Source organism: Pseudomonas syringae group sp. J254-4 (assembly GCF_032586855.1).
GTDB lineage: Bacteria > Pseudomonadota > Gammaproteobacteria > Pseudomonadales > Pseudomonadaceae > Aquipseudomonas > Aquipseudomonas amygdali.
Genome location: NZ_JAWHOO010000004.1, coordinates 167,433 through 193,728, shown reverse-complemented (window position 1 = coordinate 193,728; position 26,296 = coordinate 167,433). Strand labels below are relative to the sequence as shown.

Here is a 26,296-nt window from a genome sequence, read left to right as displayed (position 1 = left end):
GGCCATGGAAGCTCAATCGCAATCGCAGAATCAATCGCCGCCGTCCCTGCAACCGACTGTTGCCACTCCGTCATTACCCAAAGGCGGTGGCGCGATTCAAAGCATCGGCAAGGGCTGGGGATCCGTGGGTACCAGTGGCGCGGCGTCACTGGAAATCGCTCTGCCTATCAGCCTTGGACGCGGCTACGCGCCAGCCCTGTCGCTGAGTTATCAAAGCACCTCTGGTAACGGCGTGTTCGGGCTTGGCTGGAACCTGAACATCGGTAAAGTCGCGCGTCGTGCCAGCAAGGGCGTACCGGGCTACAACGACGATGATCTTATTTTCGGCCCCGGAGGCGATGTCTGCCTGCCGGAACGCGACGACAGCGGCGCGCTTGTCTCGACTCAGGTCAGCAGCTACAACGGTCATGATTTGACGGCGACTTATCAGGTGGTGCGTTACTTCAACAGAGTCGAAGGGGCCTTTGCGCGCATTGAGCATTGGCGCGTGGACAACACAGATCCCGGCTTCTGGCTGATTCACGACGCCGACGGCAGCCTGAACCTCTATGGCAGGAAGACCTCGTCGCGTATTGCCGACCCGGCAGACATGAACCGGGTTGCCGAATGGTTGCTGGATGAAAGCATGAATGCCGTCGGCGAGCACATCCTCTATGAATACAAGCCCGAAGACCATCAGGGCCTGCCAGAGAATCACCCGAGAAACTTCCGCGCCCAGCGCTACCTGAGCAGGGTTCGCTACGGCAATGCCAAGGCACATCCTGTGCTTTACCTGTGGGAAGAAGGTTCGCTGGATAGTTTGCTGTGGCACTTCGACCTGATATTCGACTATGACCAGCGCGAGACCCGCAGTGACCCGCCCCCCGAATATGACGAGCAATTTACCTGGCCCGTGCGCAGTGATCCGCATTCAAGTTTCGCCTATGGTTTTGAGCTGGGTAATCTGCGCCTGTGTCGGCAGGTTCTGATGTTCCATCACTTCCCGAACGAGCTCGGAGAAGCACCGCTGCTGAACCGACGGCTGCTGCTGGAGCACCTTCAGACAGCGCTCGGCTACAGCCTGCTGAGCGCGGCGCATTCAGAAGCCTGGGATGGCACTGACTGGCGGCGAGTCGATCAACAACCCCCTGTGCAGTTTCAATACACCGACTTCACTCTTGAGTGGGGCATCTATACGCCGCTGGAGCCCATGGCCGGCCTGAATGACGGCCAGCAATACCAGTTGGTTGACCTCTACGGCGACGGCTTGCCCGGCATTCTGTATCGAGACGACAAGGCATGGCTATATCGCGAACCGATCCGTGATACCGCTGGCGCAGCGGACGCCGTTGCCTACGGAGCCTGTGAATTGCTACCCCGCATACCGACGGCTGATTCAGCCACACCGGTTCGTCAGACCCTCACAGATCTGACTGGCGACGGGCGGCTGGACTGGGTAATCGCCCAGCCGGGAATGGCCGGATTATTCACGCTCAACCCTGACCGAAGCTGGTCGAACTACGCAACGTTCTCGGCTTTTCCTGCAGAGTTTTTCCACCCGCAAGGCCAGATGGCGGATCTGGTCGGCGACGGGCTGTCCGATCTGGCCCTGATCGGCCCACGCAGCGTTCGCCTGTATGCCAACCGTCGAGCCGATGGGTTCGCCGCAGCAATGGACATTCCTCACGACGAGGATCGCCTGCCATTGCTCAGCGACAGTCCCACTGAACTGGTAGCGTTCAGCGACCTGCTGGGCACAGGGCAACAACACCTGATCCGGATCCGGCACAACGAAATCCGCGTCTGGCCGAACCTGGGGCGTGGCCAATTCGGCAAAGGGCAGCTCTTCGCCAGCCTGCCTTACACCTACGAAAGCTTCGATTCCAGCAGGGTACGGCTGGCCGACCTGGATGGCTCAGGTGCCAGTGACGTGCTGTACCTGCAAACCGATTGCTTTCAGGTCTTCATGAACCAGGGCGGGAACGGCCTGGCTGCGGCCTTCGATCAGCTGTGGCCGGAGGGTGTGCGTTATGACCGGCTCTGCCAGTTCAGTGCGGTCGACCTGCTGGGCCTGGGTTTCTCTAGCCTGATACTCACCGTACCGCACATGACGCCCCGGCACTGGAGCCTTTATTACGCGGCCGACCGGGCAGGCACGGTCCGCAAACCTTATTTGCTGAAGGCCTCGGACAACAACCTCGGTGCTGCCGGAGAAGTCAGCTATCGCAGTTCGGCGCAGGAATGGCTGGACGAAAAAAACGAGCTGCGGGCCGCTGGCAGCGTTGCTGTCTCGGAATTGCCGTTCCCGGTTCATGTGGTTGTCAGGCAAACCATGCAGGACAATGTCACTGGCAATACGCTCACCCAGCTGTTCCGCTATCGGCAGGGTTTCTATGACCCTCGGGAACGTGAATTTCGCGGCTTCGGCCTGCTCCTGCAGACCGACACCGAAACGGCGTCGCAGAATCAGGAGGATTTTACCGCTCCGGTATTGAACAAGACCTGGTTCCACACAGGACGCTACCCTGCCAGACCCTGCACCGACTATGACCGCAGCGACCTCGCTGCTCGCTTGCCCGGCGAGCATGTGTTGTCCCGACTCGACCCAACAACCGGAACCGATTTGCCCGTCACAGACGCAGATGACGCGACCTTGCAGGAAATGGCACGAGCGCTGAGCGGCTCTGTACTGCGCAACGAAGTCCTCGGGCTCGATGCCAGTCAAAAAACCACAGTGCTGTACTCGACCCGATCAAACCGCTATCTGGTTCGCCAACTGCAAGCACTGAGCACGCATCGACCCTACGCGTCGATGCTGCCGCTCAGTCTGGAAGTCATCACCTATCGTTACGAGGCCGACGAACTGGACGATCCGATGTGCGAACACAGCCTGAATCTGGCGTGGGACCGCTACGGTTCGACGCTCCACTCAGCAAGCTTCAACTGTGCGCGGCGCAAGAAACCGGGGGACGCACCACCCTTTGCGGACCCTCACCAGCAACAATGGTGGGAAGCATCACACGACGAGGCCCAGCAACAGTTTTACGTGAATGAAATGCGCGCCGAAGCCATTCACCTGGACAGCCCGCAGAGCTGGCGTCTGGGGCTGCCTTACCGCACACGCGGCGATGCCATGCTCATTCCGGCAAGCGCCTTGACGCCTGCGCAGATCAGCTACGAGCAATTCGTCGATCCGTCCGGTCCATTCGCAGCGTTGCCACGTACGCTCACCAGCCTGTCAGTGCAACGCTATATCGGTTGCAGCGATGGCGAGGCGACCTTTGAGGCGCTGGCTGACGCCGTTGAAACGGCTGAACTGGATGATCACGCACTGAGCGCCTACGAGCGAGTCATGGACAGCGCCACTCTGGCCAAAAAACTCGTCGAGATCGGCTATCAGCAAATGCCGAGTTTTCTGCCGACGGACAGCTTGAACCTGTGGTCGGTAAAACGCGGCTTTGCCATTTACGCCGGTCCAGAGCACTTCTTTCACCCCACTACGTTCAGGCCTACACGCAGTCATGGCTGGAGTCTCGTCGAATACGACGCCTACGATCTGTTCGCAACTCGCATCACCGACCCGGCAGGCTGCGTCACCACTGCTGAATATGATTATCGTGTGCTGCAACCAAGACGAATCATCGACCCCAATCAAAACAGTCGGGAAGCCGATTACGACGCCTTCGGCAGGGTATGGACAACCAGCTTTTACGGCACGGAACTGGGTGAGGCGGTCGGCTTTCCTCCACTCAATCGCACCGTACATTACTGGGCTTCGGCCAGCGAGATAGCGCTGCAACCCGAATACGCTCTGGACAGACAAGCCAGCGCGCTCTATTACGATGGCAATACGGCGCTGGGGCTGGTTCACATCCCGCTGGCAACCGCTGCCTTGGTTGCAGACCGCTACCCGGAAGATAAGGACGCACAAATCCGCATCAGCATGGCGTCGATAGACGGCTTCGGTCGCACCCTGCAAACCCGCCAAAAAGTGGAAGACGGCGACGCCTATTCTGTCGATAACTGGGGCAATCTCGAACTGGTCGACGGTCAACCGAAAATTGTCCATGCATCGCCGCGCTGGCGTGTCAGTGAACGGGTGGAATACAACAATAAAGGCCTGGCAGTGCGGGTTTACCGGCCATATTTCGCCAACAGTCATCGGTATGTGAACGACGCATCGATACGCTCACAAAACATCGTCGACAAACAGTTCTACGACCCGCTGGGGCGTCCGACCATCACCATTACCGCCAAAGGCTGGATGCGCCGGCAGACCTATCGTGTCTGGTACACCATCAGTGAGGACGAAAACGATACGGCCGAGGAAGTGCTGGCAGCAAGAAAGGCGGCCGGGCATGGTCAGTAGCGCGGTAAATGCACGTACGCCGGAATTGATCGTTTCCGAGGTTCGTGGGCTGGTCGTGCGCCAAGTCCTTTTACATCGAGCCGAAGCCACGCAAGCGGCAGCAATCAGAGTTACCAGGCAGCGTTTCGACCCGGCATGCAGGATGATTGCCGCCACTGATCCACGCCTCGCCAACGCCAACCGGAGCACTGTCTACAGCCTTGGCGGCAACGCGTTGGCCACCGAGAGTGTCGATGCCGGCTGGCGACTGATGTTATTCGGCGAGGCGGGCCAGGTTTTGGGCGGCTGGGACGGTCGTGGCACCGAGCGGCAGCTCGAGTACGACCAGCTGCTACGCCCGACGAGGATCATCGAACAGCATCGGTGCGTGGAGCGGTTCACCTACGGCCAGGCAGATGCAGCGGCACACAACCAATGCAATCAATTGATTCGCCATGACGATACGGCGGGCTCGCGCTTGCTGCAGGATTACAGCCTGAATGGCTCGGTACTCAGCGATATACGACATTTCCTGCTCGTCGCCGAAGGACCGGACTGGCTACCGGCCGAGCGTGATCGCGATGCGCTGCTGGAGCCGGTCGGACTACAGACCCGTTGGGCGTTCAACGCACAGGGCGAAGCGCTTGCGCAGACCGACGCCAAGGGTAATACCCAACTCTCCGCTTATAACGTAGCCGGACAGTCGAACAGCACAGATCTGATGCTGAACGGCAGCACGCACTCGCAGACACTGGCCAGTGCCATTCACTACAACGCCTTCAATCAGGTTGAACAGGAAACAGCAGGCAATGGCGTCGCCAGCCTTTATTCCTATGATCAGCAGGACGGCAGGCTGACCGGGCTGAGCGCGACCTCTGCTGACGGCACGTTGCTGCAGCAACTCGATTACAGCTATGACCCGGTGGGCAATATCCTGCTCGTCACCGATGCGTCCCAACCAGACCGGTATTGCGACAACCAGCTTATCGAACCGATCAGCCGTTACCGTTACGACACGTTGTACCAGTTGATCGAAGCCACAGGCCGGGAGGTCAGAAACGGGGCAAGCCATGGTCCGGCGCTGCCCGGTTTACAACCCGTTTCGACGCTTAATCCCTGTCAGGTCAGCAACTACAAACAGCGTTACAGCTACGATGCAGCGGGCAATCTGCTGCAAATGCGTCACGAAGGCGCGCACAACTTCACTCGTATCATGCACGTCGCACCGGACAGCAATCGCAGCCTGCCCGACGATGACGGGGACGTGGATTTCGCCACGCGCTTTGACGCCAACGGCAACCTGCTGCAACTGGTGCGCGGGCAGGCCATGGGCTGGGATGTGCGTAATCAGTTGCAGCACATCACCACTGTGCAACGTAGGGACGGGCCGAATGATGACGAGCGCTATGTCTATGACGGCCAGGGTCTACGCTGCCGAAAAATCAGCACTGCGCAGGCATCAGGTCGCACGCTGACTGACGAAGTGCGTTACCTGCCGGGACTGGAAATTCGCACAACGGCTGATGGCGAAACCCTCCATGTCATCACCGCTAAGGCGGGTCGTAACAGCGTGCGGGTATTGCACTGGGAAGCCGGTAAACCGGACGGCATTGCGAACGATCAGGTGCGTTACAGCCTGGGTGATCACTTGGGATCGAGCACGCTGGAGCTTGATCAGCAAGGCGGTCTGATCAGCCAGGAAAGTTATTATCCGTTCGGCAGTACGGCCTGGTGGGCGGCTCGCAGTGCGGTAGAAGCCAAGTACAAAACAGTTCGGTACTCGGGCAAGGAACGCGATGCCAGCGGGCTTTATTATTATGGGTTCAGGTATTACGCGCCGTGGTTGCAACGCTGGATAAACCCGGACCCGGCGGGGGATGTGGATGTGTTGAATCTGTTTTGCTTTTTAAGAAACACGCCCACTACGTTGGTAGATCGAACAGGCTTGAGCCCTTTCAACTTCTCTGAAGTACTTAATAAATCAAAGGAACAGGGTGATCCTGTTCAGGCGAGGGGTCTCGCAGACATTACTCGTTTTAACCCTGTTTTTGGCGGCACACTCGCGGTGGCCTTGTCATCCAGTCAAAAAAGTCTCGCGTTCGCTCGTCAAAAAACAAACCAGATCCTGTCTCCATTTGCGGACCTTCAAGAAAGGGAGACGGTACTCGGGCACTTTAGAATCCCGGCCGAGGCCAACCCTGATACGGACTCGAAAATACTCTACATGCTGAGTTCAAGTATTGGAAAGCTGACGTCGTTCATTCAACAGTATGACGGTACAAAAATCGTCGGGGTTGGCGGGTCTCGAAACAGTAAAGCGGTGGCATGGCAATATCCTGAGGACGCAGAGCATCATTTATTCATTAGAGACAGTGTTGTACATGAACATCCTCACATGGTCGCCTGGAACATTATTCATGAGGCATCCCACATGCACCTGCTTACGCAAGATAGTTGGTACATGAATGTACCGGGCACGACCGATGAAGGCACCTCAGGCGCGCAATCTTACAGCGGCCGTCTTGATATTCTGGCTACCGTACAAAGGCTTCAGAAGCGCTATGAAGGTTTTGTCTGGGACGGGCCGGACGCTGTAGACGTTAATCGTAGCGCTTTTGAAGAAAACCCTTTAGCACGTGCGCAAGCCATTTTGAATAACGCTGACTCCATCTCTCTGCTGGTCTCGGTTATCAATCAGCAGTTCAATGGGCCTATGGCCAGGCTCACAGCACGTAACGCGAGCCCTTCAGCAATTTCCGCATTGGATCTTGCGTCCCATGCGGAACAAAAACATGCGACTCAACGACGTTTTTCAATTGGATGATGCCGCCAGTCTCACACTCTCCAGGAAAGGGTAAAGTTGTGATTCGCCAAAAATTTTATCGAATGGAATAGCGACACACGCTGCATGGAAAGCCTCTCTTGGCTAACGCCAGGCCCATAAAAGGACGTTTCGTCATGAACAGAGCTATGCATGCCCACACACCAACGCTGGCAGTGACTGACCCACGGTCGCTCACCGTGCGTGGCATCGCCTTTCTACGACAGGATTCAAGCCAACCCGCCGATGAGCGCGTGACCCATCAGACATACGATGTGGCGGGACGTATCATCGCTCAGCGAGACCCACGCCCGAGCAGCGATGCGTTGCCCACTATCAGCACACTACATTCGCTTTCCGGCCTTTCTTTGCTGACCAACAGCGTCGATGCTGGCCGGCAGCTTGTCCTGGCGGGCGAAGCAGGTCAAAGACTGGCGAGCTGGGACGGCCGTGGCAGTGAGCGAAATATTGAGTACGACGTTATGTTGCGTCCCTTGGCCATCATTGAACAAGGTCGGATCGTCGAGCGCTTTAGTTATGGCAACATGGACGTAACGTTCGGGCATAACCAATGCAATCAACTCGTCCGACATGACGATACGGCAGGCACACGTTTTTTCCCGGACTACGCATTGCAGGGGGCGTTGCTGACCGAGGCGCGGCAATTCCTTTTGTCGCTCGACGTGCCGGACTGGCCGGTCGCCGAAGCCGAGCGCGATGCCTTGCTTGAGCCGGCTCCGTTGCAAAGTCGGTGGAGATTCAATGCACTGGGCGAAGCCATCGAGCAGGCCGATGCCATGGGTAACCGACAGGTGTTCGGCCAGACCGTCGCCGGGCAATCGAAGACCCTGGGCCTGACGCAGGCGGGCATTTCCCAGCCGCAGGCATTGCTTGCGGATACCCGTTACAACGCGCTCAATCAGGTCGAACAGGAAACAGCGGGCAATGGCGTAGTCAGCCTTTACTCCTATGATCAGCAGGACGGCCGGCTGACCGGGCTAAGCGCGATCTCTGCTGACGGCACGCTGCTGCAGCAACTCGATTACAGCTATGACCCGGTGGGCAATATCCTGCTCGTCAACGATACTTCTCAACCAGACCGGTATTGCAACAACCAGCTTATCGAACCGATCAGCCATTACCGTTACGACACGCTGTATCAGTTGATTGAAGCCACTGGCCGGGAGGTCAGAAACGGCGCCAGTCATGGCCCTGAAATGCCCGGCCTGCAACCTTTGCCCACCATTGATCCCTGCCAGGTCAGCAACTACAAACAGCGTTACAGCTACGACGCTGCGGGCAATCTGCTGCAAATGCGCCACGAGGGCGCACACAACTTCACCCGCAACATGCACGTTGCTCCCGACAGCAATCGCAGCCTGCCAGATGATGACGGGGAAGTGGATTTCGTCACGAGCTTTGACGCCAACGGCAATCTGCTGCAGTTGGTGCGCGGGCAGGCCATGCGCTGGGATGTGCGTAATCAACTTGCCCTGGTCACCCTGCTGCAGCGTAAAAGCGCACCGAATGATGAAGAGCGCTATGTCTATGACGGCCAGGGTCAGCGCTGCCGCAAGATCACGCGTGCGCAGGCATCGGGGCGTACCCTCGTCAACGAAGTGCGCTACGTGCCGGGACTGGAAATTCGCACCACAGCCGATGGCGAAATCCTTAATGTCGTCACGGCTCAGTCGGGTCGTAACCGCGTGCAGGTGTTGCACTGGGAGGCTGGAAAACCGGGCACTATTGCGAACGATCAGGTGCGTTACAGCCTGAGTGATCATCTGGGCTCGAGCACGCTGGAGCTTGATCAGCAAGGCGGCCTGATCAGCCAGGAAAGTTATTACCCCTTTGGCGGTACGGCCTGGTGGGCGGCGCGCAGTGCAGTGGAAGCCAAGTACAAAACCGTGCGGTATTCAGGCAAGGAGCGCGATGCCAGCGGGCTTTATTATTACGGGTACAGGTATTACGCGCCGTGGTTGCAGCGGTGGATAAGTCCGGATATATCCGGCGAGGATACTGACCTTAATCTGTATAAAATGCTAAAAAACAATCCTCTTAATCATGTTGACCTGAAAGGTAACGTAGCCATACCCCTTAACGCACATTTTTACTGGGAAGGTGGCGATATTCCAATACCACACCTGCAGAACATGCTGCTTTTTAAAGAAATAAATCCCGACTACCAAGTCAATGTGTGGACATCCAAGGTAAAGCACCTGCTAACCCCATTGGCTGTAATGAGTGAAAGCAACGACCCTGCCGAACGCCATCTGGCATTGGCGCATGGCGATTCGCTAATACAGCGCAATCCTGAAAAGCTATTCAGCTCACTGGGCCAAGCCTACCCAAACGCACAGAAACTCGAAGCGATTTATAGCCGCGAGACAAATGGACCTTATAAGAATTACGCTGCAGCCAGCGATGTAATAGAGCTGGCCTCAACTTACATGGAGGGCGGCCTGTACATGGACGCGGATGTCGCGGTCGGACAGCCGCTCGGGAGCCTCGATGCACCCCATGGATTTCTTGTACACATTGAAAACGGATTGACGTCTAACGCCATACTCGCCTCTGCCCCCCGAGGCAAAATTGCTGGCGAAATAATGGACACCATTGTTGACCTTTACACAAGAAGCCCTGGAATGATGGATGACAATGAAAATTACGGGTGGGAAAAGAAACGCAGTACCCCGGGCGAAGGACTATTCAGCCGACTGAAGTTAACCATGCACATGACCGGCCCCTCATTGATCCGTAACTTCCTTCCTGCAACAGCGGAAGAAAATAAAGCATACGCCGTACCTCATGATAAGTTTTTCTACCGTGAGACACCTTACACAAATAATACGCAACTGGAACAACGATCACTGTCCGCGATTTTTTTTCGAAACCTTAGGCACGGACTAAATGGTGAAGGCCGCTGGGCAAATGTTCGCCCGGGCAGAAAAACCTCAATATAATAAAACTTGAAACGTGATACTACACAATGCGTTGAGCAAGGCAATGAAGCCAAGGCATTTTAATCTGTACTATATTTCCCACAAAAATTAGAGACATTTCAGTCAACACCAAAGGGATGCTGATCCCACATTCGATAAAAATAAAGATTACGCTGCTGAAACATATGGATACCTGTATGCAACGTAAACCGATCAAACGTGGAGATTTGAAACATGGCATTTGATGCGTACATCAAAATCGAAGGCATTCCAGGCGAAGCGCTGGATGACCGCTACAAGGACTGTATCGAGATCACCGGGTATGGCTTCGGCATGCATCAAAGTACTTCCGCCACGGCGAGTTCTTCCGGTGGTGCATCGTCCGGAAGGACTTCCTTGAGTGATTTCTCGTTCACCAAATCACTGGACAAATCGAGCTGCAAGCTCATTGAAACCTTGTGCGCAGGCAGACACCTGAAAGAAGTTGTTTTGTCACTGCATCGTGCAGGCGGAGAAAAGGTCAAATACTTTGAAGTGCTGCTGGAAGAAGTCATCATTTCCAACTACACCCAGCATGCCAATGATGGCATACCCAGTGAAACGGTCAGTTTAAATTACGGAAAAATAAAAACCACCTACACACAGCAAAAAAGATCGGATGGTGCCGGTGGAGGAAATGTTTCGGGGGGCTGGAACCGTATTAACAACAAGGTCTATTCCTGATTTTTTTGAACGCTCATGCATTGAACCTTACAGAACGATCAGGGAAAGACTATGGCACGGCCATTTTTTACTGCCGCCTGGGCGGCTTCGCAACATATTTATGATCCGGTGGCACCGGAAAAACGAGTGGCAGAGGTGATTGGAGGGTTTGTGGCGCAGAATATAAATAATCCTGATCCTTCGACAAAGTGGAGGAACACCTGTGCTGTGCGATTAAGTTACATCCTGAACTACTCAGGATTGAAAATACCTAAGATAGCTAAACAGACAGTCTCTGGCGCAGATCAGCATCAGTACTTTTTCCGTGTATCGAACCTGAAAAGCTTTTTGGAAACGCACTGGGGCAAGCCTGAGGTCGTCAAATACCCGCCCTCTGACGGCGGAGCGCTTGCAAGAAAAAAAGGAGTTATATTATTTGAAATATCGGGTTGGACAGACGCAAAAGGCCATGCAACGTTATTTGACGGTGACATTTGCTATGACCATTGCTACTTTAACGAGCCCGACGTTAACTACCGTACGGATATGGCAAATTTCTGGAGCTTAGTTTAATGAAGCTCATTGTCACAGCCATCACAGTCTGTCTCGCACTCTTGGCAACCGAGAGCTTCGCACATACAAAATCCTCATCACCAGAGGGCATGCACCGAAGCTATGAACAAAACTTCAAGGATCTGGTCCTTGCTACCTGTATAGCAAACGCTTACGCCTCTGACGTAAAGGTCGGAATTGATGCTGGAAGTAGCGTCACCGCCATTGAGGACTGGGCAAATTACGACTGGGAAGTAGGACCCGATGAAATTCGAGCGCTCGTGAGCAAGTATCTGGCCAGAGATTATACGAACCCCTTAACCGAGTCCGAGATAAAGGGTGTGAAATTTGACCTTTTAAAGTGCTTGGACCTTTACCACAGCAAGGAGCTGAATGCCTTGACAAAAAAAACTGTCGTAAATCCAACACACACCTACATGCAGGACTACAAATAACATCCATATTCACAGGGAGGTTCGTAGAATGAAATCATGTCTTACGGCCCTAACAGCATCTCTGGTCTTAACAACATCCAACAGCTTCGCCTACACCCCCACCTCATCGCCTGAAGGAATGTACAGAACCTTTGAAAAAAACTACAAGGACATGGCCCTCGCCACCTGCATAACCACCGCTTATAAATATGATGTGAACGTCGGCATTGACGCAGGCAGTAGTGTCAGCGCGATGCGTGACTGGACCTACTATGACATGGAAAAAAGCCCCCTTGCGGTCAAGGCATTGGTTGAAAAACACCTCGCCAGAGACTACACAAACCCTTTGGCCGAATCCCAGATAAAGGGAATAAAATTCGACCTGCTGAAATGCCTGGACATGTATCACAGCAAGGAACTGGACGCGTTGACGAAAAAGGTCGTGACTCACCCGAATCAGACCTACATGCAGAATATCAAAAAGCCTTAACTACTCTCTTCATGCAACAAGCCTGTCCGGCAAACGCTGCACAGGCTATTTTCATTGCAAGCACTCTACTCCGCACATTATCTGTAGGGCGGAGACACATCATACTGACTCAATGTAATCCGATAGCTTTTTAACGTCTCCCCTCGGTGATGTATTGCTTGCTGAAATACTGATAAACAGCGCCAGTCACTTCCCCGCCTATACGGCGAACATCCTCAGAAAACCTTTTTCGATAACTCTTGTAAGAATTAACCGCAGGACACCTCCCTTCCATTTGAAGGAAATTTCCGAGAAAATCCCGGCCTCTTGCGCTTGGCTGTTCAGGTCTCTAGCCTTCATCGGTCGCTGCCCAATCAGCGATCAGGTTTGGTAGACCTGCTTTTGCTGGCGCAATGTGCCACCTCTGCGAGGCGATCCTTCTCGTCTCGTCTTTATGGTGGCCGTGCGCATGGCGTCTTCGGATGCACCGGGTGCCAGCAGCCGGTCTACCAACTTGCACACGGCCGCCACCTTATCGTTTGGTAGCGATTAGTGACGGCTCCCCCCAAGTTCTGCTGGAGTTGCAAACATGCCCCATAAAATCTTCCCCGACCCGCCCACCGCCCTGTTCACCGTCAACGCATCCGTCAGCCAGGAAGAAGCGCTCAACTACGCTTCGGATCTGCTGCGCTGCATCATCACGACGGCCTATGAGTCCGGCGACAGCACTCAGGGCACCAGCCGTGATCTGGCGTTTTCAGTATTGCACATGGCCGAGATGGCCAAAGCCATGGTTGACCGCTCACTGGAATGCATCGTTTGACCAGATGACAACCCGGGGCCACGCTCGGCCCCGCGTACACCTCAATTACGCTGATCCAGCAGGTTCACCACCAACCGGTCGATCCAGCCCCACAAGCGCTGTTTGACGCGTCGCCACAGTGGTCTGGCCTTCCAGTCTGCCAGTGTGGTTTCGGCGCTCAGGGCGAAGTCTTTTTCGAAACTGGCGACCACATCGCGGGTCAGCCCTGGGTCGAGGGCTTCGAGGTTGGCTTCAAGGTTGAAGCGCAGGTTCCAGTGGTCGAAGTTGCACGAGCCGATGCTCACCCAGTCGTCGATCAGGACCATTTTCAAGTGCAGAAAACACGGCTGGTATTCGAAGACCTTGACCCCGGCCCGCAGCAAGCGCGGGTAGTAACGGTGACCGGCGTAGCGTACGGACGGGTGATCGGTGCGTGGCCCGGTCAGCAGCAAACGTACATCGACGCCGCGCGAGGCTGCCCTGCGCAAGGCGCGGCGAACTTTCCAGGTGGGCAGAAAGTAAGGGGTTGCCAGCCAGATGCGCTTTTGCCCGGTGTTCAGCGTGCGCACCAGCGATTGCAGAATGTCGCGGTGCTGGCGAGAGTCGGCGTACGCCACACGGCCAAGGCCTTCACCGGCTACCGGGGCGGTGGGCAGATGATCCAGACCGAAGTTTTCTTTCGGGCGCCAGGCGAAACGTCGGGCATTGGCGTGAAACTGCCGGTTGAACAACGCTTGCCAGTCAAGAACCAGCGGCCCGGTGATTTCCACCATCACTTCGTGCCATTGGCTGACATCCTTGTCTGGCTCCCAGAATTCATCGGTTACACCCGTACCGCCGACCACCGCCAGCGTCTTGTCGACTACCAGCAATTTGCGATGGTCGCGGTAGAAGTTGCGCACGCCGCGTCGCCAGTGAATAGGGTTGTAGAAACGCAGAATCACACCGGCATCGGTCAGTTGCTTGCGCAGGCCGGCGTCGAAGGCTTTAGAACCGAAGTCGTCGAACAGGCAGCGCACGATCACACCACGCCTGCCCGCCTCGACCAGCGCCCGCACGATGGCATCGGCGCAGGCCCCGGCTTCGACCAGGTACAGCTCCAGGTCAACCTGCTGCTCGGCCCTGTCAATGGCTGCAATCATGCGCGGGAAGAACGCAGGACCGTCAATCAGCAATTGAAAGCGGTTGTTTTCACGCCACGGGAAAATCGCACCGTTCATATCAACGCGCCGTGAAGATCAGGACAGCCCCGACCGGGACTGACAGACTGACCGCCGACAAGCCTGCCGCGTTGCGCAGGGCATTGAAGTCCGAAACCATATCGAAGTCCTGAGCATGAATCACCAGCGGTTCGAGCGTCACAACCTGAAAGCGGCGCTCGTCGAGGCGCGTCGCCAACAGTTCGGCGTTATAGCTGTGACTCTTGCCGCGCAGGCTGACGGTCAGTGGTAAACGCAATTCCAGTTGCGCGCCGGGGGCAAGATTATTGATCGGGCGCATGTCGAGCTGGGCATTGATCTGCGCAACGGGAAACTTGTGTACCTGAAACACCTGCTCCCGCAGGCGCTCGTCACGCAGGGGAATACCGGTGCTAATGGACTCCGTTTCGACTTCCACCTCAGCCAGCCCTTTGGGGTCGACCTTGCCATGCAGCACGAGGAAGCGATGCACTTCGGCAATATCGGCATTCTTGGTTGACGTGAACGAGAGCCGCGACGACTCGTTATCCAGATACCAGTTCGCATGGGCAGGTAACGCCACTGCGGCCAGCATGACCAGCAGCAGGCGATTCATAGTGAGCATGCAGACTCCAGACGTGCAATTGAGGGCCACCTTATCCGCCTGTCTGACCTCTGGCAAACCACGACGTTCGGCAGTAATCCATCAAGGCTCGGATGGCAACAGTCGGCAGCCTTGTCGCTCACCCTGCCACGACGCACTGCTGGTTCGCCCAAGGCCGTTGGCAATGACCTTTTTCTGGCTGCTGTCGTCGATCAGCGTGCCAGGCACGTACTGTTTGACGTAGCCCAGGCAATACGCCTCGGGGTTGTTCATGACGTACCTGCACGAGCAGTATTCCTTGGCGGTGTAGGCACTGATGATGGTGGGGAATGCCTGCAGGTTCACGCGGTACTGCCAGGCAAGTACCGCGAGCGCAGCAAGGATCAGCAACAGCAGGCTGCTGAAAGGTCGACGCAGGATGAACATTCGGCGACTGCTCATTGCACGCCCTCCTTGCCAAAGGCTGCCTGTATGCGCTTGAGCATCTGATTGTGGTCGTAACTACCGTCGCGGTCATCGGCATAGCGCACGATCACCAGTTTCCGGTCAGGGATCACGTACAGCGCCTGCCCCCAATGGCCCAGTGCGGCAAAGGTATCAGGGGGCGCATCCGGCCACGGCCCCCTGCCGCCATCGGCAGTTCGATTGAGCCACCATTGGCCGCCAGGGACTTCGACGTTGGCATCTATCTGCTCGCCTGCAAACGGCGTCAGCACGAAGTTCATCCATTCCTTGTTGAGCAACTGCCGAGCCTGCCATTGCCCGCCGCGCTGCATCAGCAAGCCGATGCGTGCCAGGTCGCGGGCGGTCATGTAGGCATAGGACGACCCTACAAATGTACCCACGCCATCGGTTTCCCAAACGGCACTGCGAATGCCAAGCGGGTCAAACAGTGCGGTCCACGGATAATCCGCATACGCCTGTGGCCCGACGATATTTTTCAACGCAGCAGCCAGAACCGTGCTGTCGCCGCTGGAATACAGGTACGCCTTGCCGGGGGATTTGGCTGCGCGGTGCTCGGCGGTGAAGCGCGCCATGTCGTCACGCCCACGGGTGTAGAGCATGGCGACTACGGAAGAGTTAAGCGGTGCATATTCGTAATCTTCCTGCCAATTCAGCCCCGAAGCCCAGTGCATCAGGTCTTTGATGGCGATATCGGGGTGCGCCTTGAACGGCGCGTAGAACTTCGCCACTGGATCATTGAGTTGAAAGCGCCCGTCGTTAAACGCCACGCCCAGCACTGTCGCCATCACGCTCTTGCTGATCGACCAGGTCAGGTGCGGGGTTTGCGCGGTGGTCACACCGCCGTAGCGCTCATACACAACTTCGCCATCACGAATCACCAGCAGCGCATCGGTGCGAATGCCCTTGCGTGTGGCGTCGTCACGGGGCGGGAAGGCGTAGGCCTCGAGTTCTTCGATTGCCGCAGATCGCGGCGCAGGCTGAGATGACCATTGCTCTGTCGGCCATGTTTGAGCAACGACGCCCTGGGCACTGAAGCCCAGGATCAAAACCAGACACAGGCGGACAAATCTACGCGGCATGACAGAGCCTCTACAGAGTAATCCGCATACCGTATCAGGGCTTCGTGACAGTCAGCCATTACCCCGGGACAGGACGCAGAGCGTCCAGAACGGCATACCCACGCGGAGCATGGGCACGATAGTGGTCCTTCGTACGCCGCTCGCTCCTCGCGCTCCACCAGCGTGGAAATGCCCACAGCGTTGCCCGTCACACAACCATCACCAAAGCTTCACAGGCATGACACGCCATCTCCCTAGCCTGCAAGTACGGCAAAGCGCCTGGACAAATCAGTCAACCAGCCAAACTCTGCATGGCTGGCTCATGGAGATTCGTATGACCCAGATCGCCCGCATTCGTGACAACACTTCTGAACGTCGTCTTCAGGCCGAGCGCCTGATTGGAGCGAGCGCCTTGCAGGAAGCACAGGCGTTGCGTTTCAGTGTGTTCAGCGAAGAGTTCAACGCCCGTCTCAACGGTGCTGAACAAGGCCTGGATATCGACGATTACGATGTTCACTGCTCGCACATTGGTGTGCGTGACCTGAACACCGGGCGTCTGGTTGCCACTACCCGGCTGCTCGACCACAAGGCCGCCAGCACGTTGGGGCGTTTCTACAGTGAAGAAGAATTCAGCCTGCACGGCCTGGTTCATCTGCAGGGTCCGATTCTTGAGCTGGGCCGTACCTGCGTAGACCCGGCCTACCGCAACGGCGGCACCATCGCGGTGTTGTGGAGCGAGCTGGCCGAGGTGCTGAACGAAGGCGGCTACAGCTACCTGATGGGCTGCGCGAGCATCCCGATGCACGACGGCGGCATTCAGGCGCACGCGATCATGCAACGCCTGCGCGAACGCTACCTGTGCAACGAGCACTTGCGCGCCGAGCCGAAAAACCCGCTGCCAACGCTCGATATTCCGAGCAATGTGATCTGCGAGATGCCGCCACTGCTCAAGGCTTACATGCGCCTGGGCGCCAAGATCTGCGGCGAACCGTGCTGGGACGAAGATTTCCAGGTGGCCGACGTGTTCATCCTGCTCAAGCGCGACGATCTGTGCCCGCGTTACGCCCGACACTTCAAGGCGGCCGTGTGATGAGCCGGGCACGCGGCTATGCCCGCGTAGTCCGGGTGCTGCTGGTCGTGGCGCTCGGCTTGACGATTGCCGGAACGTTCGCGGTTCTGGAACGCGCCAGAGTCGGTGGGTCGATGGAGCGCAGGCAGCGCTGGAGCCGTTGGTTCATGGCGCGCCTGACCAATGCCCTGCCGTTTCGCGTCACCGTGACAGGTCAGTTGCCAACCCAGCCAATGCTGTGGGTCAGCAACCATGTGTCGTGGACCGACATTGCCCTGCTGGGCATGCTGGCACCGCTGTCGTTTCTGTCGAAGGCCGAAGTCCGGACCTGGCCGGTAGCAGGCTGGCTGGCGCTGAAGGCCGGCACGCTGTTCATTCGTCGCGGGTCGGGCGACAGCCGTCTGATTCAAAAGCAGATGTGCAATCACCTGCAACAAGGCAACGCACTGCTGATCTTCCCCGAAGGCACCACCACCGATGGCAGAAGCCTGCGCACCTTCCACGGCCGTCTGCTGTCCAGTGCCATTGAAGCCGGCGTGCCGATCCAGCCAGTGGCCATCGGTTACTCGCGTGACGGCAAACCGGACCCGATTGCCCCGTTCATTGGCGACGACGATTTGCTGTCCCATCTGCGCCGACTGTTTGCCAATGAGCAGAGCGATGTGCACATTCACCTGCTGACCCCGATTCCGACGGCGGATCAGGAACGCGCTGCACTGGCGTTCAAGGCTCAGCAAGCCGTTCAGGTGGCGCTGTTCGGTGAACCTGTCACGGGTGAGTCAGTGCTCGGTAAACAAGTACCCGGCGAGCCTGCTCAGCCGAGCGAAGTGGCTTCGCGTTCGGCCAGGGCAGCCTGAGCAAAACTCTCCAATAGCGGATAGAACTCGGCGAAATCCGCACTCAAGGGCTGGTACAGCGCCTGCAGTTCCTGCATGCCGCCGGCCAGCCCTTCGGGTTTTGACAGGCGTCGGGATATCCCGCTCAGCACCTGCCCCAGCACGTCGAAATCCCGATACGAACCCAGCCAGTCCTGCGCGGCCATGCGCGGCGCGATCAATGCGAGCCGCTCGGGCAATTGCGGCTCGGCGGCCAGCGTGCCATAGACTTTGCCAGTGAATACGTCCAGCGGCAGATCGGCATAGCGATGCCAGTCGCGAGCCAGACAATGATCGAAAAAGACGTCGAGCATAATGCCTGCATAGCGTCGCCGCTGGGATGGAAAGCGGGCAATGGAAGCCTTGATCAGCGGGTGGCTGTCAGTGAAAGCGTCAATGCTGCGATGCAGCCGAATGGCCGCTTCAAGCTCTGCAGGAAAACGTCCCGACAGCGGACCTTTGACGAAGTCGCCATACAGGCTGCCAAGCAATTGAGCAGGCCGATGCCCGCCGAGATGAAGATGTGCCAGATAGTTCATGCCTGCAAGCCTACGCCGCTTTCAAGGCCGAGGTCTATATATCGATATAACCCGATATAGCGATTTTGCCAGTCCTAAGCACAAAATCATATTTGTATATCGCGAAATACAGATATAAGGTTCGCCCTATCGCGATATATCGCTACACCGCCTGTGAGAACGACATGCCTATCGACCTCGACGACATAATAAAAGCCCTGGCCCATCCGGTCCGCCGAGAAATCCTGACCTGGTTGAAGGACCCCCGCGCGAGCTTTCCTGCTCAGCAATACTCGATTGAACACGGCGTGTGCGCCGGACAGATCGATCAGCGTGCAGGATTGTCCCAATCCACTGTCTCGGCCCATCTGGCGACCTTGCAACGCGCTGGCCTGATCAGCAGCAAGAAGGTTGGCCAATGGCATTTCTTCAGACGCAACGAAGAAGTCATACAGGCATTCGTTCAGGCGCTGGTTGAAGAGCTGAACAACCCGACCTGATTTTCCAACGTTTACCAGGAGCTGCCCCGTGCCTCTTTCGCTACTTATTCTGGCCCTGAGCGCCTTTGCCATCGGCACCACCGAATTCGTCATCATGGGCCTGCTGCCCGATGTGGCGGCTGACCTTGGTGTATCTATCCCCGGCGCAGGCTGGCTGGTCACCGGCTATGCGCTGGGCGTGGCCGTCGGCGCGCCGTTCATGGCCATGGCCACGGCAAAACTGCCGCGCAAGGCTGCGCTGGTCACGCTGATGGGCATTTTTATCATCGGCAACCTGCTCTGCGCACTGGCCAGTGACTACAACGTATTGATGTTCGCCCGCGTGGTTACAGCGCTGTGTCATGGTGCGTTCTTCGGCATCGGCTCAGTGGTTGCCGCAGGGCTGGTGCCTGCCAATCGCCGCGCTTCGGCGGTAGCGTTGATGTTCACCGGTCTGACCCTGGCCAATGTACTGGGCGTGCCTTTGGGTACTGCATTGGGTCAATACGCAGGCTGGCGCTCGACCTTCTGGGCGGTAACAGTCATCGGCGTGATTGCGCTGATCGGCCTGATCCGCTTTCTGCCGACCAACCGCAATGAAGAAAAACTCGACATGCGCGCCGAACTGGCCGCACTGAAAGATGCCGGTATCTGGCTGTCGCTGACCATGACCGCGCTGTTTTCAGCGTCCATGTTCACCCTGTTCACCTACATTGCCCCGCTGCTCGGCGAAGTCACCGGCGTATCGCCCAAGGGCGTGACCTGGACCCTGCTATTGATCGGCCTGGGCCTGACCGCAGGTAACGTGATTGGCGGCAAGATGGCCGACCGCCGCGTGTCATCCACGCTGATTGCCGTGTTTGTTTCGATGGCGGTGATCTCAACCGCTCTCAGCTGGACCAGCGCCGCGTTGATCCCGACTGAAATCACCCTGTTCCTCTGGGCGGTCGCTGCCTTTGCCGCCGTACCCGCCTTGCAGATCAACGTGGTGACCTTCGGCAAAGCCGCGCCCAATCTGGTTTCAACCCTGAACATCGGCGCTTTCAATGTTGGCAACGCGCTCGGTGCCTGGGTCGGTGGCAGCGTCATCGCCCACGGCCTGGGCCTGACCAGCGTACCGTTGGCCGCAGCCATGCTGGCTGTGCTCGCGCTGCTGATCACGCTGATTACTTTCCGTCAGACCGGCAACCCCGATCTGGCACCTGCTACACACTGATCAATCACGAGGATTCGACACATGACGACTATCTTTGACCCGATCACCATTGGCGATCTGCAACTGCCAAACCGCATCATCATGGCGCCACTGACGCGCTGCCGCGCCGACGAAGGCCGCGTGCCCAATGCATTGATGTCCGAGTATTACGTGCAACGTGCTTCTGCAGGCCTGATCCTGACTGAAGCCACATCGGTCACGCCGATGGGTGTTGGTTACCCGGACACACCCGGCATCTGGTCCAACGATCAAGTACGTGGCTGGAGCAACATCACCAAGGCCGTACATACCGCTGGTGGCCGCATCGTGCTGCAACTGTGGCACGTTGGCCGCATCTCCCACCCGGCGTACCTGAACGGCGAAACTCCGGTGGCCCCTAGCGCTATCGCAGCTGAAGGCCACGTCAGCCTGATGCGCCCGATCACCCCGCTGCCGACCCCGCGCGCGCTTGAACTGGCGGAAATCGGTGACATCGTCGAGGCCTATCGCGTCGGTGCGGAAAACGCCAAGGCTGCGGGCTTCGACGGCGTGGAAGTACACGGTGCCAACGGCTACCTGCTGGAACAATTCCTGCTGACCGGCTCCAACCAGCGCACTGACGAGTACGGCGGTTCGGTAGAAAACCGTGCCCGTCTGCTGCTGGAAGTGACTGATGCGGTCATTGAGGTGTGGGGCGCTGGTCGCGTGGGCGTACACCTTTCGCCTCGCTTCGACATGCACGACATGAGCGATGCTAACCGCACTGAAACCTTCAGCTACGTGGCCAAAGAGCTTGGCAAGCGCGGTATCGCGTTCATCTGTGCCCGTGAGCGTGACGCCGAAGACAGCCTCGGCCCGCAGTTGAAGAAGGATTTCGGCGGCGTCTACATCGCCAATGAAAAATTCACCAAGGACACCGCAAATACCTGGCTGGCAGAAGGCAAGGCCGACGCTATCGCATTTGGTGTGCCCTATATCGCCAACCCGGACCTGCCTGAACGCCTGGCCAGCGATGCACCTCTGAATGAAGCGCATCCCGAAACGTTCTACGGCAAAGGGCCGGTCGGCTATATCGACTACCCACGACTGTAACACGGCGCTGCAACAGCAAAAAACCCTGACTCGCAAGAGCCAGGGTTTTTTATCGCCCGTACTTATTGCTGTTACAGCTTAGCCTCAGGCCCGACTGTACCTAGCACATTGCCTTCGGCATCAGTGATCGTGCCGTCCGTTAACTTCCAGCGACCGTCGGGGTAGTTGACAGAGCCATCTGCCATGACCCAGGTCCCGTCCTTGTGTTGAACATCGCCGCCGGGGTGCTCGACCGAGCCGTCGGCATGCACGGTGGTGCCATCCAGGTGTTGAACAGTGCCATCCGTGTGCTTCAAGGACTGGCCATCTGCCGCCGCAACACTTCCATTCGGATAGCTGACCGTACCATCCGGGTTGAAGACACTGTTGAGCGGGTGGATCAGTTGTAAAACACCGGTGCCCGTGTTGATGATTGCCAGCAGCTTGTCCAGGCGCGAAGGTGCCTCAGGGGCCGGCGGTAACTTTCGCGCAACGGGTGGTTTGATAACCGGTTTAACAGGCGGTTTTACAGGTGGCCTCACTGGCTTTTTCACCTTGATCGAGGGTTTCACAGGCGGTCTCACGGGCGGTCTCACCGGACCTGTCACCTTGACCGGAGGTTTTACAGGTGGCTTTACAGGCGGTTTGAACTTCACCGGTGGCTTGGCCCGCTGGAGTAGCAAATCCTCTGGATAACCCGGTACTTCGGAGTAAGTGGGCAACGGCGTCCTGGCAACTTCGTCTACTTCCTGGCCTGAGTCTTCAGCCGGGATGTAATTTTCGGTCGTTTCTTGCGGGGCATCGGTGTACATCTCATTGATTCCATTCATTATTGAAACTCCATTTATTTAACAGTCAGGCAAGCGTAAGCCTTCCCTCCATTGGCAAGCACATATCTATTTAACGAGTACAAAAAAATGTCAGGAAATTTGCCAGCGGCTATCTGCTATGGACAGCCGCCGGCAAGTCTCGCCTTCAACGACGCGCGTTGAGCTGTTGCGACAGATTCTGGATCTGGCTGGTGAGGGTATTGATATTGCGGGTGACCTGAGCACGAAACGCGTCGAACTCGGCAGTATTGGCCTCTGCTGAAGGGGCCGGGCGGTTTTCCTGCTCGCTTTTCATGACCATCAGGTCCTGTTCCAGGCGCTCGACAGCAGCCGACGGGTTGCCCTGTTTCTTCAGTGTCGCAACATCGGCTGCCACGCTTTTGATCTGCGCATCCAGCTTGCCCTGATCGGCCTGTGCGGTTTTCAGATCGGGCAGCGCGGCTTTCAGCGTGGTCAGCTCAGCGACGACGCTTTTGAGCTGCTCCTGCAACTGCGCGCTTTCACTGTGCTGCTGGGCGGTTTGCGCGGCCATCTGCTCCAGGCGCTTGTCGAGACTGCCCTGCTGGCCTTCAACGCCCTCGCGCTGTTTGTCCTGATCTTCCAGTTGCGCTTCCAGCAGCTTGATGCGCTGCTTGAGCGCCTCGCCATCGCTGGACAGCGCCTCGGTCGCAACGACTTTGCCGGAAATATCCTGCAGGCGTCCCGCCGCTTCTTCGCTGATGCGCGCAAAGCTCTCCTGAGTGGCGACCAATTGCTGCTCCATGAGAGAAACTTGCTGAAAGCTCCACCAGCCCAGACCACAAAAGGCAATGAACAGCGCGCCGACCAACGCCCATAACGGTCCTGTGTTCGGCCCCTTTACCTTGACCACCGGTGTGGTACGCGAATAGACCGTGGTGCGTTCGCGTGCACCATTGCCCGGCGCGAAGTCGTCATCATCGTCCTTGGCGCTCAGGCTGGGAACGTCATCGACGTCATCGTATGGATCGTTGCGCATGAATAACCCTTCAGGAAGCTGTTAAACCAAAGTCGGGCAGTATAACAACAGCGCGTAACCAATCTCACTGTGCCACTACCGCATTCAGATTGCGTGCTGTGCCTGCCACCAGCCACAGAATTCATCCAGCGCCGTCCACAGGCTGACCTGAGGCTGATAATCCAGATAATGCCTGGCGCGACTGATATCAAGCGTAAAATCCCTGTTCATGACCTGCATGCCCATTCTTGACAGGGTAGGTTCAGGTCGGCCCGGCCACAGCAGGCAGGCACCTTCATTGATCGCCGCGGCACTGTAGGCCAGCCCGTATGAACGATAACGGGTGACTTGAGGCAGATGCATCTGGCGCATCACATAATTGATCGCATCCCACAGCGGGACCGGCGTGCCGTTGCTGATGTTGTAGGCCTTGCCCAGCGCCGAGCCGGTTGCCAGCAAGCTGCTCAGCATGGCTTCGTTGAGGTTGTGCATGCTGGTGAAATCCACCACATTCAAACCGTTGCCGACAATCGACAGACGCTTCTTGCGCTGCATGTGCAGCAAACGCGGGAAAATACTGTTGTCGCCTGCGCCGGTGACAAAGCGCGGCCGCAGGGCGATCACCTCCAGGCCGAACTCTTCGGCACCGAAGACCTTTTGCTCGGCCAGGTATTTGGTCGCCGCATAGTGGTTATGGAAGCGCTTGGGCACCTGCTCTTCCTTGATGCCACGGTGCGACTTGCCATCAAAGTAGATGGAGGGCGACGAAAGATGAACCAGCCTTCGCACCCTTTGTTTCAGGCAGCCTTCGACGATATTTTCGGTGAGCTGCACGTTGCCCTGCATGAAATCCTGGCGCCGTCCCCACAGGCCGACCGAGCCTGCGCAGTGCACCACCGCTTCCACGTCATCGCACAGCGCCCGCACCAGATAAGGGTCAGCGAGGTCGCCCTGGATGAACTCTGCGCCACGCCTGACCAGGTGCTCGACACCTTCGGCACGACGGCCATTGATCCGTACGCTCATGCCCTGCTCAAGGGCAAAACGCGCAAAGCGTCCGCCGATGAAGCCGCTCGCGCCGGTGACCAGAATCTTCATTTACCGCTCCGTTAACGCATCTGCAGGAAAGGAAAAACCCTGCCTGCATGGATTACACATGATCATGTTGACGATCATTCCTCGCTCAGCGGCACCAGCCAATTGGCCGAATGTTGCACAAGATGTTCGGTAAGCCGGGTCAAGAGCTGCCCGCCATTGCGCCAATGGTGCCAGTACAGCGGCACATCGATGCAGCGCTCCGGCAGCAATTCAAGCAGAGTGCCGCTGCGCAATTGGTCGCGCACCTGCAACTCGGGCGCAAGGCCCCAGCCCATTCCGGCCTCGATCATACGTATGAAACCTTCGGAGGACGGGCACAAATGATGCTCGAAGCCGTCCTGAACACCAAGAAGTGCCAGATAACGATGCTGCAAAAGGTCGTCCGGCCCGTACACCAGCGCTGCCGATCTGGCCAGTTTTTCCGGGCTCACACCGTGCGGAAAATGGCGGGCGATGAATGCCGGACTGGCCAGCGCCCGATAGCGCATGGCCCCAAGCAACTGGCTGCGCGCCCCTGCCACCGGACGCTCGCTGCCACACAGGCAGGCCGCGACCTCGCCGGCACGCATGCGCTTGAGGCCTACGTCCTGATCTTCAACGACCAGATCCAGCAACAGCCGGTGTTGCGTGCAAAACGCCCCGATCGCCGGTGCCCACCAGGTCGCCAGACTGTCGGCATTCAAGGCGATTCGCAGACGCTCGGGCATGCCCTCTTCATCCAGCGCCGGCACCTGACTTTGCAAGTCGCGCTCCAGCAGCCGGACCTGCTGCACGTGATTGAGCAGGCGCCGTCCGATGTCGGTCGGGCTCGGTGGCGTCGCCCGCACCAGCACCGGCAGACCAATGCGTGCCTCCAGCAATTTGATGCGCTGCGATACCGCAGATTGAGACAGCCCCAGCACCTGAGCGGCACGCTCGAAACCGGCTTGCTCGATCACAGCCGCCAATGCAGATAACAATTTGTAGTCGAACATCAGTTTTCCTAATGAGCGATGAATATTATTTGTTTTCCTTATATCGCTCAACGCATAAGAATCGCCATCTGAATCTGCTCAATGGAACGTATTTATGTGGCAAAGCTACCTCAATGGCCTGCTGATCGCGGCAGGCCTGATCATGGCTATCGGTACTCAGAACGCTTTTGTGCTCGCTCAGGGCCTGCGCCGTGAACATCACGTACCCGTCGCGCTATTGTGCATTGTCTGCGACGCCATTCTGGTAGCGGCAGGCGTCTTCGGACTGGCCAATGTGCTCGCACAAAACCCGACATTGCTGGCGGTAGCGCGCTGGGGCGGGGTGATATTCCTGAGCTGGTATGGCCTGCAGGCATTGCGCCGCGCCTGCTCGCGGCAAAGCCTTGAACACAGCGCAGCCGTTGGCAAAAGATCATTGCGCACGGTGTTGCTCAGTGCGCTGGCCGTTACCTTGCTGAACCCGCATGTGTATCTGGACACCGTGCTGCTGATTGGCTCGCTCGGGGCACAACAGGACGTGCCGGGGGCTTACGTGGCCGGCGCTGCCAGCGCCTCGCTGCTGTGGTTCTCAAGCCTGGCACTTGGCGCGGCATGGCTCGCGCCCTGGCTCGCCCGCCCCGCCACATGGCGCATGCTGGACGTGATGATCGCCGTGATGATGTTCAGCGTGGCCTTTCAGTTGATCCGCTCAGCCTGACCGGTTTCATGAGCGCCAGGTCAAACGCGTTGGAACCTCTATCCCACACAGTTGTTGCGTGGTTAAGCCGCAGACCCGGTGCTATGATCCGGGGTCTGCGCCGCAAAAGAGTAAAACTCCCGGTGCATGCTGTATCTGGCCGCCCGTGATCGGCCGTGCG

At 57.4% G+C, this 26,296-nt stretch carries 23 protein-coding genes; 14 read left to right on the top strand and 9 right to left on the bottom strand.

What is annotated here, in order from left to right:
• The first annotated feature begins 4 nt into the window (after window positions 1-4).
• From RYB09_RS07525 to RYB09_RS07490, 8 genes are all read left to right on the top strand, one after another.
• Window positions 5-4,348 (top strand): SpvB/TcaC N-terminal domain-containing protein, encoded by a 4,344-nt coding sequence (locus RYB09_RS07525; RefSeq protein ID WP_316887774.1) that lies wholly within the window; start codon window positions 5-7, stop codon window positions 4,346-4,348.
• Window positions 4,338-7,151, top strand: coding sequence for an RHS repeat-associated core domain-containing protein (locus RYB09_RS07520; protein ID WP_316887772.1), 2,814 nt, complete (start codon window positions 4,338-4,340; stop codon window positions 7,149-7,151). Before RYB09_RS07525 ends, RYB09_RS07520 begins: the two co-directional genes overlap by 11 nt.
• Window positions 7,152-7,285: 134 nt before the next feature.
• Complete coding sequence (locus tag RYB09_RS07515; protein WP_316887770.1) at window positions 7,286-10,111, top strand: RHS repeat-associated core domain-containing protein; 2,826 nt, start codon at window positions 7,286-7,288, stop codon at window positions 10,109-10,111.
• Between the two features lie 213 nt (window positions 10,112-10,324).
• Entirely contained in the window at window positions 10,325-10,813 is a 489-nt protein-coding gene (locus tag RYB09_RS07510; protein WP_230016764.1) for an Hcp family type VI secretion system effector, read from the top strand.
• Window positions 10,814-10,864: 51 nt separating this feature from the next.
• Window positions 10,865-11,365 (top strand): type VI secretion system amidase effector protein Tae4, encoded by a 501-nt coding sequence (locus RYB09_RS07505; RefSeq protein ID WP_230016765.1) that lies wholly within the window; start codon window positions 10,865-10,867, stop codon window positions 11,363-11,365.
• A complete protein-coding gene (locus RYB09_RS07500; RefSeq protein WP_005734679.1) occupies window positions 11,365-11,799 on the top strand; it encodes a type VI secretion system amidase immunity protein Tai4 in 435 nt (144 codons plus the stop codon). The genes RYB09_RS07505 and RYB09_RS07500 overlap by 1 nt, the downstream gene beginning before the upstream one ends.
• 28 nt (window positions 11,800-11,827) lie before the next feature.
• The gene (locus tag RYB09_RS07495; protein ID WP_230016766.1) at window positions 11,828-12,268 is read left to right on the top strand and encodes a type VI secretion system amidase immunity protein Tai4; all 441 of its coding nucleotides are present in this window, start codon (window positions 11,828-11,830) and stop codon (window positions 12,266-12,268) included.
• Between the two features lie 568 nt (window positions 12,269-12,836).
• Complete coding sequence (locus RYB09_RS07490; protein WP_316887766.1) at window positions 12,837-13,070, top strand: DUF6124 family protein; 234 nt, start codon at window positions 12,837-12,839, stop codon at window positions 13,068-13,070.
• A gap of 41 nt (window positions 13,071-13,111) precedes the next feature.
• On the opposite strand, the gene RYB09_RS07485 is transcribed toward RYB09_RS07490, so the two are convergent.
• The 4 genes from RYB09_RS07485 to RYB09_RS07470 form a co-directional block, all read right to left on the bottom strand.
• Entirely contained in the window at window positions 13,112-14,269 is a 1,158-nt protein-coding gene (locus tag RYB09_RS07485; RefSeq protein WP_005734681.1) for a phospholipase D-like domain-containing protein, read from the bottom strand.
• 1 nt (window position 14,270) lies between these two features.
• Window positions 14,271-14,852: a YceI family protein gene (locus RYB09_RS07480; protein ID WP_011169403.1), complete on the bottom strand. Its 582-nt coding sequence runs from the start codon at window positions 14,850-14,852 to the stop codon at window positions 14,271-14,273.
• An 81-nt stretch (window positions 14,853-14,933) separates the two neighbouring features.
• Entirely contained in the window at window positions 14,934-15,272 is a 339-nt protein-coding gene (locus RYB09_RS07475) for a hypothetical protein (RefSeq protein ID WP_002554994.1), read from the bottom strand.
• Entirely contained in the window at window positions 15,269-16,375 is a 1,107-nt protein-coding gene (locus RYB09_RS07470; RefSeq protein WP_316887764.1) for a serine hydrolase, read from the bottom strand. Before RYB09_RS07470 ends, RYB09_RS07475 begins: the two co-directional genes overlap by 4 nt.
• Window positions 16,376-16,688: 313 nt before the next feature.
• On the opposite strand from RYB09_RS07470, the gene olsB reads away from it, so the two are divergent.
• Window positions 16,689-17,444 (top strand): L-ornithine N(alpha)-acyltransferase, encoded by a 756-nt coding sequence (gene olsB, locus RYB09_RS07465; protein WP_005734685.1) that lies wholly within the window; start codon window positions 16,689-16,691, stop codon window positions 17,442-17,444.
• Window positions 17,444-18,280: a lysophospholipid acyltransferase family protein gene (locus RYB09_RS07460; RefSeq protein WP_316887760.1), complete on the top strand. Its 837-nt coding sequence runs from the start codon at window positions 17,444-17,446 to the stop codon at window positions 18,278-18,280. The genes olsB and RYB09_RS07460 overlap by 1 nt, the downstream gene beginning before the upstream one ends.
• Here RYB09_RS07460 and RYB09_RS07455 read toward each other — a convergent pair.
• Window positions 18,238-18,837 carry an ACP phosphodiesterase gene (locus RYB09_RS07455; RefSeq protein WP_316887758.1) on the bottom strand — a complete coding sequence of 200 codons (600 nt, stop codon included), beginning with the start codon at window positions 18,835-18,837 and terminating at the stop codon, window positions 18,238-18,240. The genes RYB09_RS07460 and RYB09_RS07455 overlap by 43 nt on opposite strands.
• A gap of 164 nt (window positions 18,838-19,001) precedes the next feature.
• On the opposite strand from RYB09_RS07455, the gene RYB09_RS07450 reads away from it, so the two are divergent.
• The 3 genes from RYB09_RS07450 to RYB09_RS07440 are packed head-to-tail and all read left to right on the top strand — an operon-like array spanning window position 19,002 to window position 21,582.
• Window positions 19,002-19,316, top strand: coding sequence for an ArsR/SmtB family transcription factor (locus RYB09_RS07450; protein ID WP_002554999.1), 315 nt, complete (start codon window positions 19,002-19,004; stop codon window positions 19,314-19,316).
• 28 nt (window positions 19,317-19,344) lie between these two features.
• Window positions 19,345-20,511 carry an MFS transporter gene (locus tag RYB09_RS07445; protein WP_316887755.1) on the top strand — a complete coding sequence of 389 codons (1,167 nt, stop codon included), beginning with the start codon at window positions 19,345-19,347 and terminating at the stop codon, window positions 20,509-20,511.
• A 21-nt stretch (window positions 20,512-20,532) separates the two neighbouring features.
• Window positions 20,533-21,582, top strand: coding sequence for an alkene reductase (locus RYB09_RS07440; protein WP_002555001.1), 1,050 nt, complete (start codon window positions 20,533-20,535; stop codon window positions 21,580-21,582).
• Window positions 21,583-21,653: 71 nt separating this feature from the next.
• Here the strand turns inward: RYB09_RS07440 and RYB09_RS07435 are convergent, their stop codons facing one another.
• The 4 genes from RYB09_RS07435 to RYB09_RS07420 all read right to left on the bottom strand — a co-directional run bounded on the left by RYB09_RS07435 (window position 21,654) and on the right by RYB09_RS07420 (window position 25,439).
• Window positions 21,654-22,373, bottom strand: coding sequence for a hypothetical protein (locus RYB09_RS07435; RefSeq protein ID WP_316887859.1), 720 nt, complete (start codon window positions 22,371-22,373; stop codon window positions 21,654-21,656).
• 163 nt (window positions 22,374-22,536) lie between these two features.
• Complete coding sequence (locus RYB09_RS07430; protein WP_316887753.1) at window positions 22,537-23,388, bottom strand: ATPase; 852 nt, start codon at window positions 23,386-23,388, stop codon at window positions 22,537-22,539.
• An 84-nt stretch (window positions 23,389-23,472) separates the two neighbouring features.
• Window positions 23,473-24,465, bottom strand: a complete 993-nt coding sequence (locus RYB09_RS07425; RefSeq protein ID WP_004656428.1) for an NAD-dependent epimerase/dehydratase family protein — start codon at window positions 24,463-24,465, stop codon at window positions 23,473-23,475.
• A 74-nt stretch (window positions 24,466-24,539) separates the two neighbouring features.
• Window positions 24,540-25,439 (bottom strand): LysR family transcriptional regulator ArgP, encoded by a 900-nt coding sequence (locus RYB09_RS07420; RefSeq protein ID WP_122281746.1) that lies wholly within the window; start codon window positions 25,437-25,439, stop codon window positions 24,540-24,542.
• 94 nt (window positions 25,440-25,533) lie between these two features.
• On the opposite strand from RYB09_RS07420, the gene RYB09_RS07415 reads away from it, so the two are divergent.
• Window positions 25,534-26,136 (top strand): LysE/ArgO family amino acid transporter, encoded by a 603-nt coding sequence (locus RYB09_RS07415; protein WP_005740997.1) that lies wholly within the window; start codon window positions 25,534-25,536, stop codon window positions 26,134-26,136.
• Window positions 26,137-26,296 lie beyond the last annotated feature (160 nt).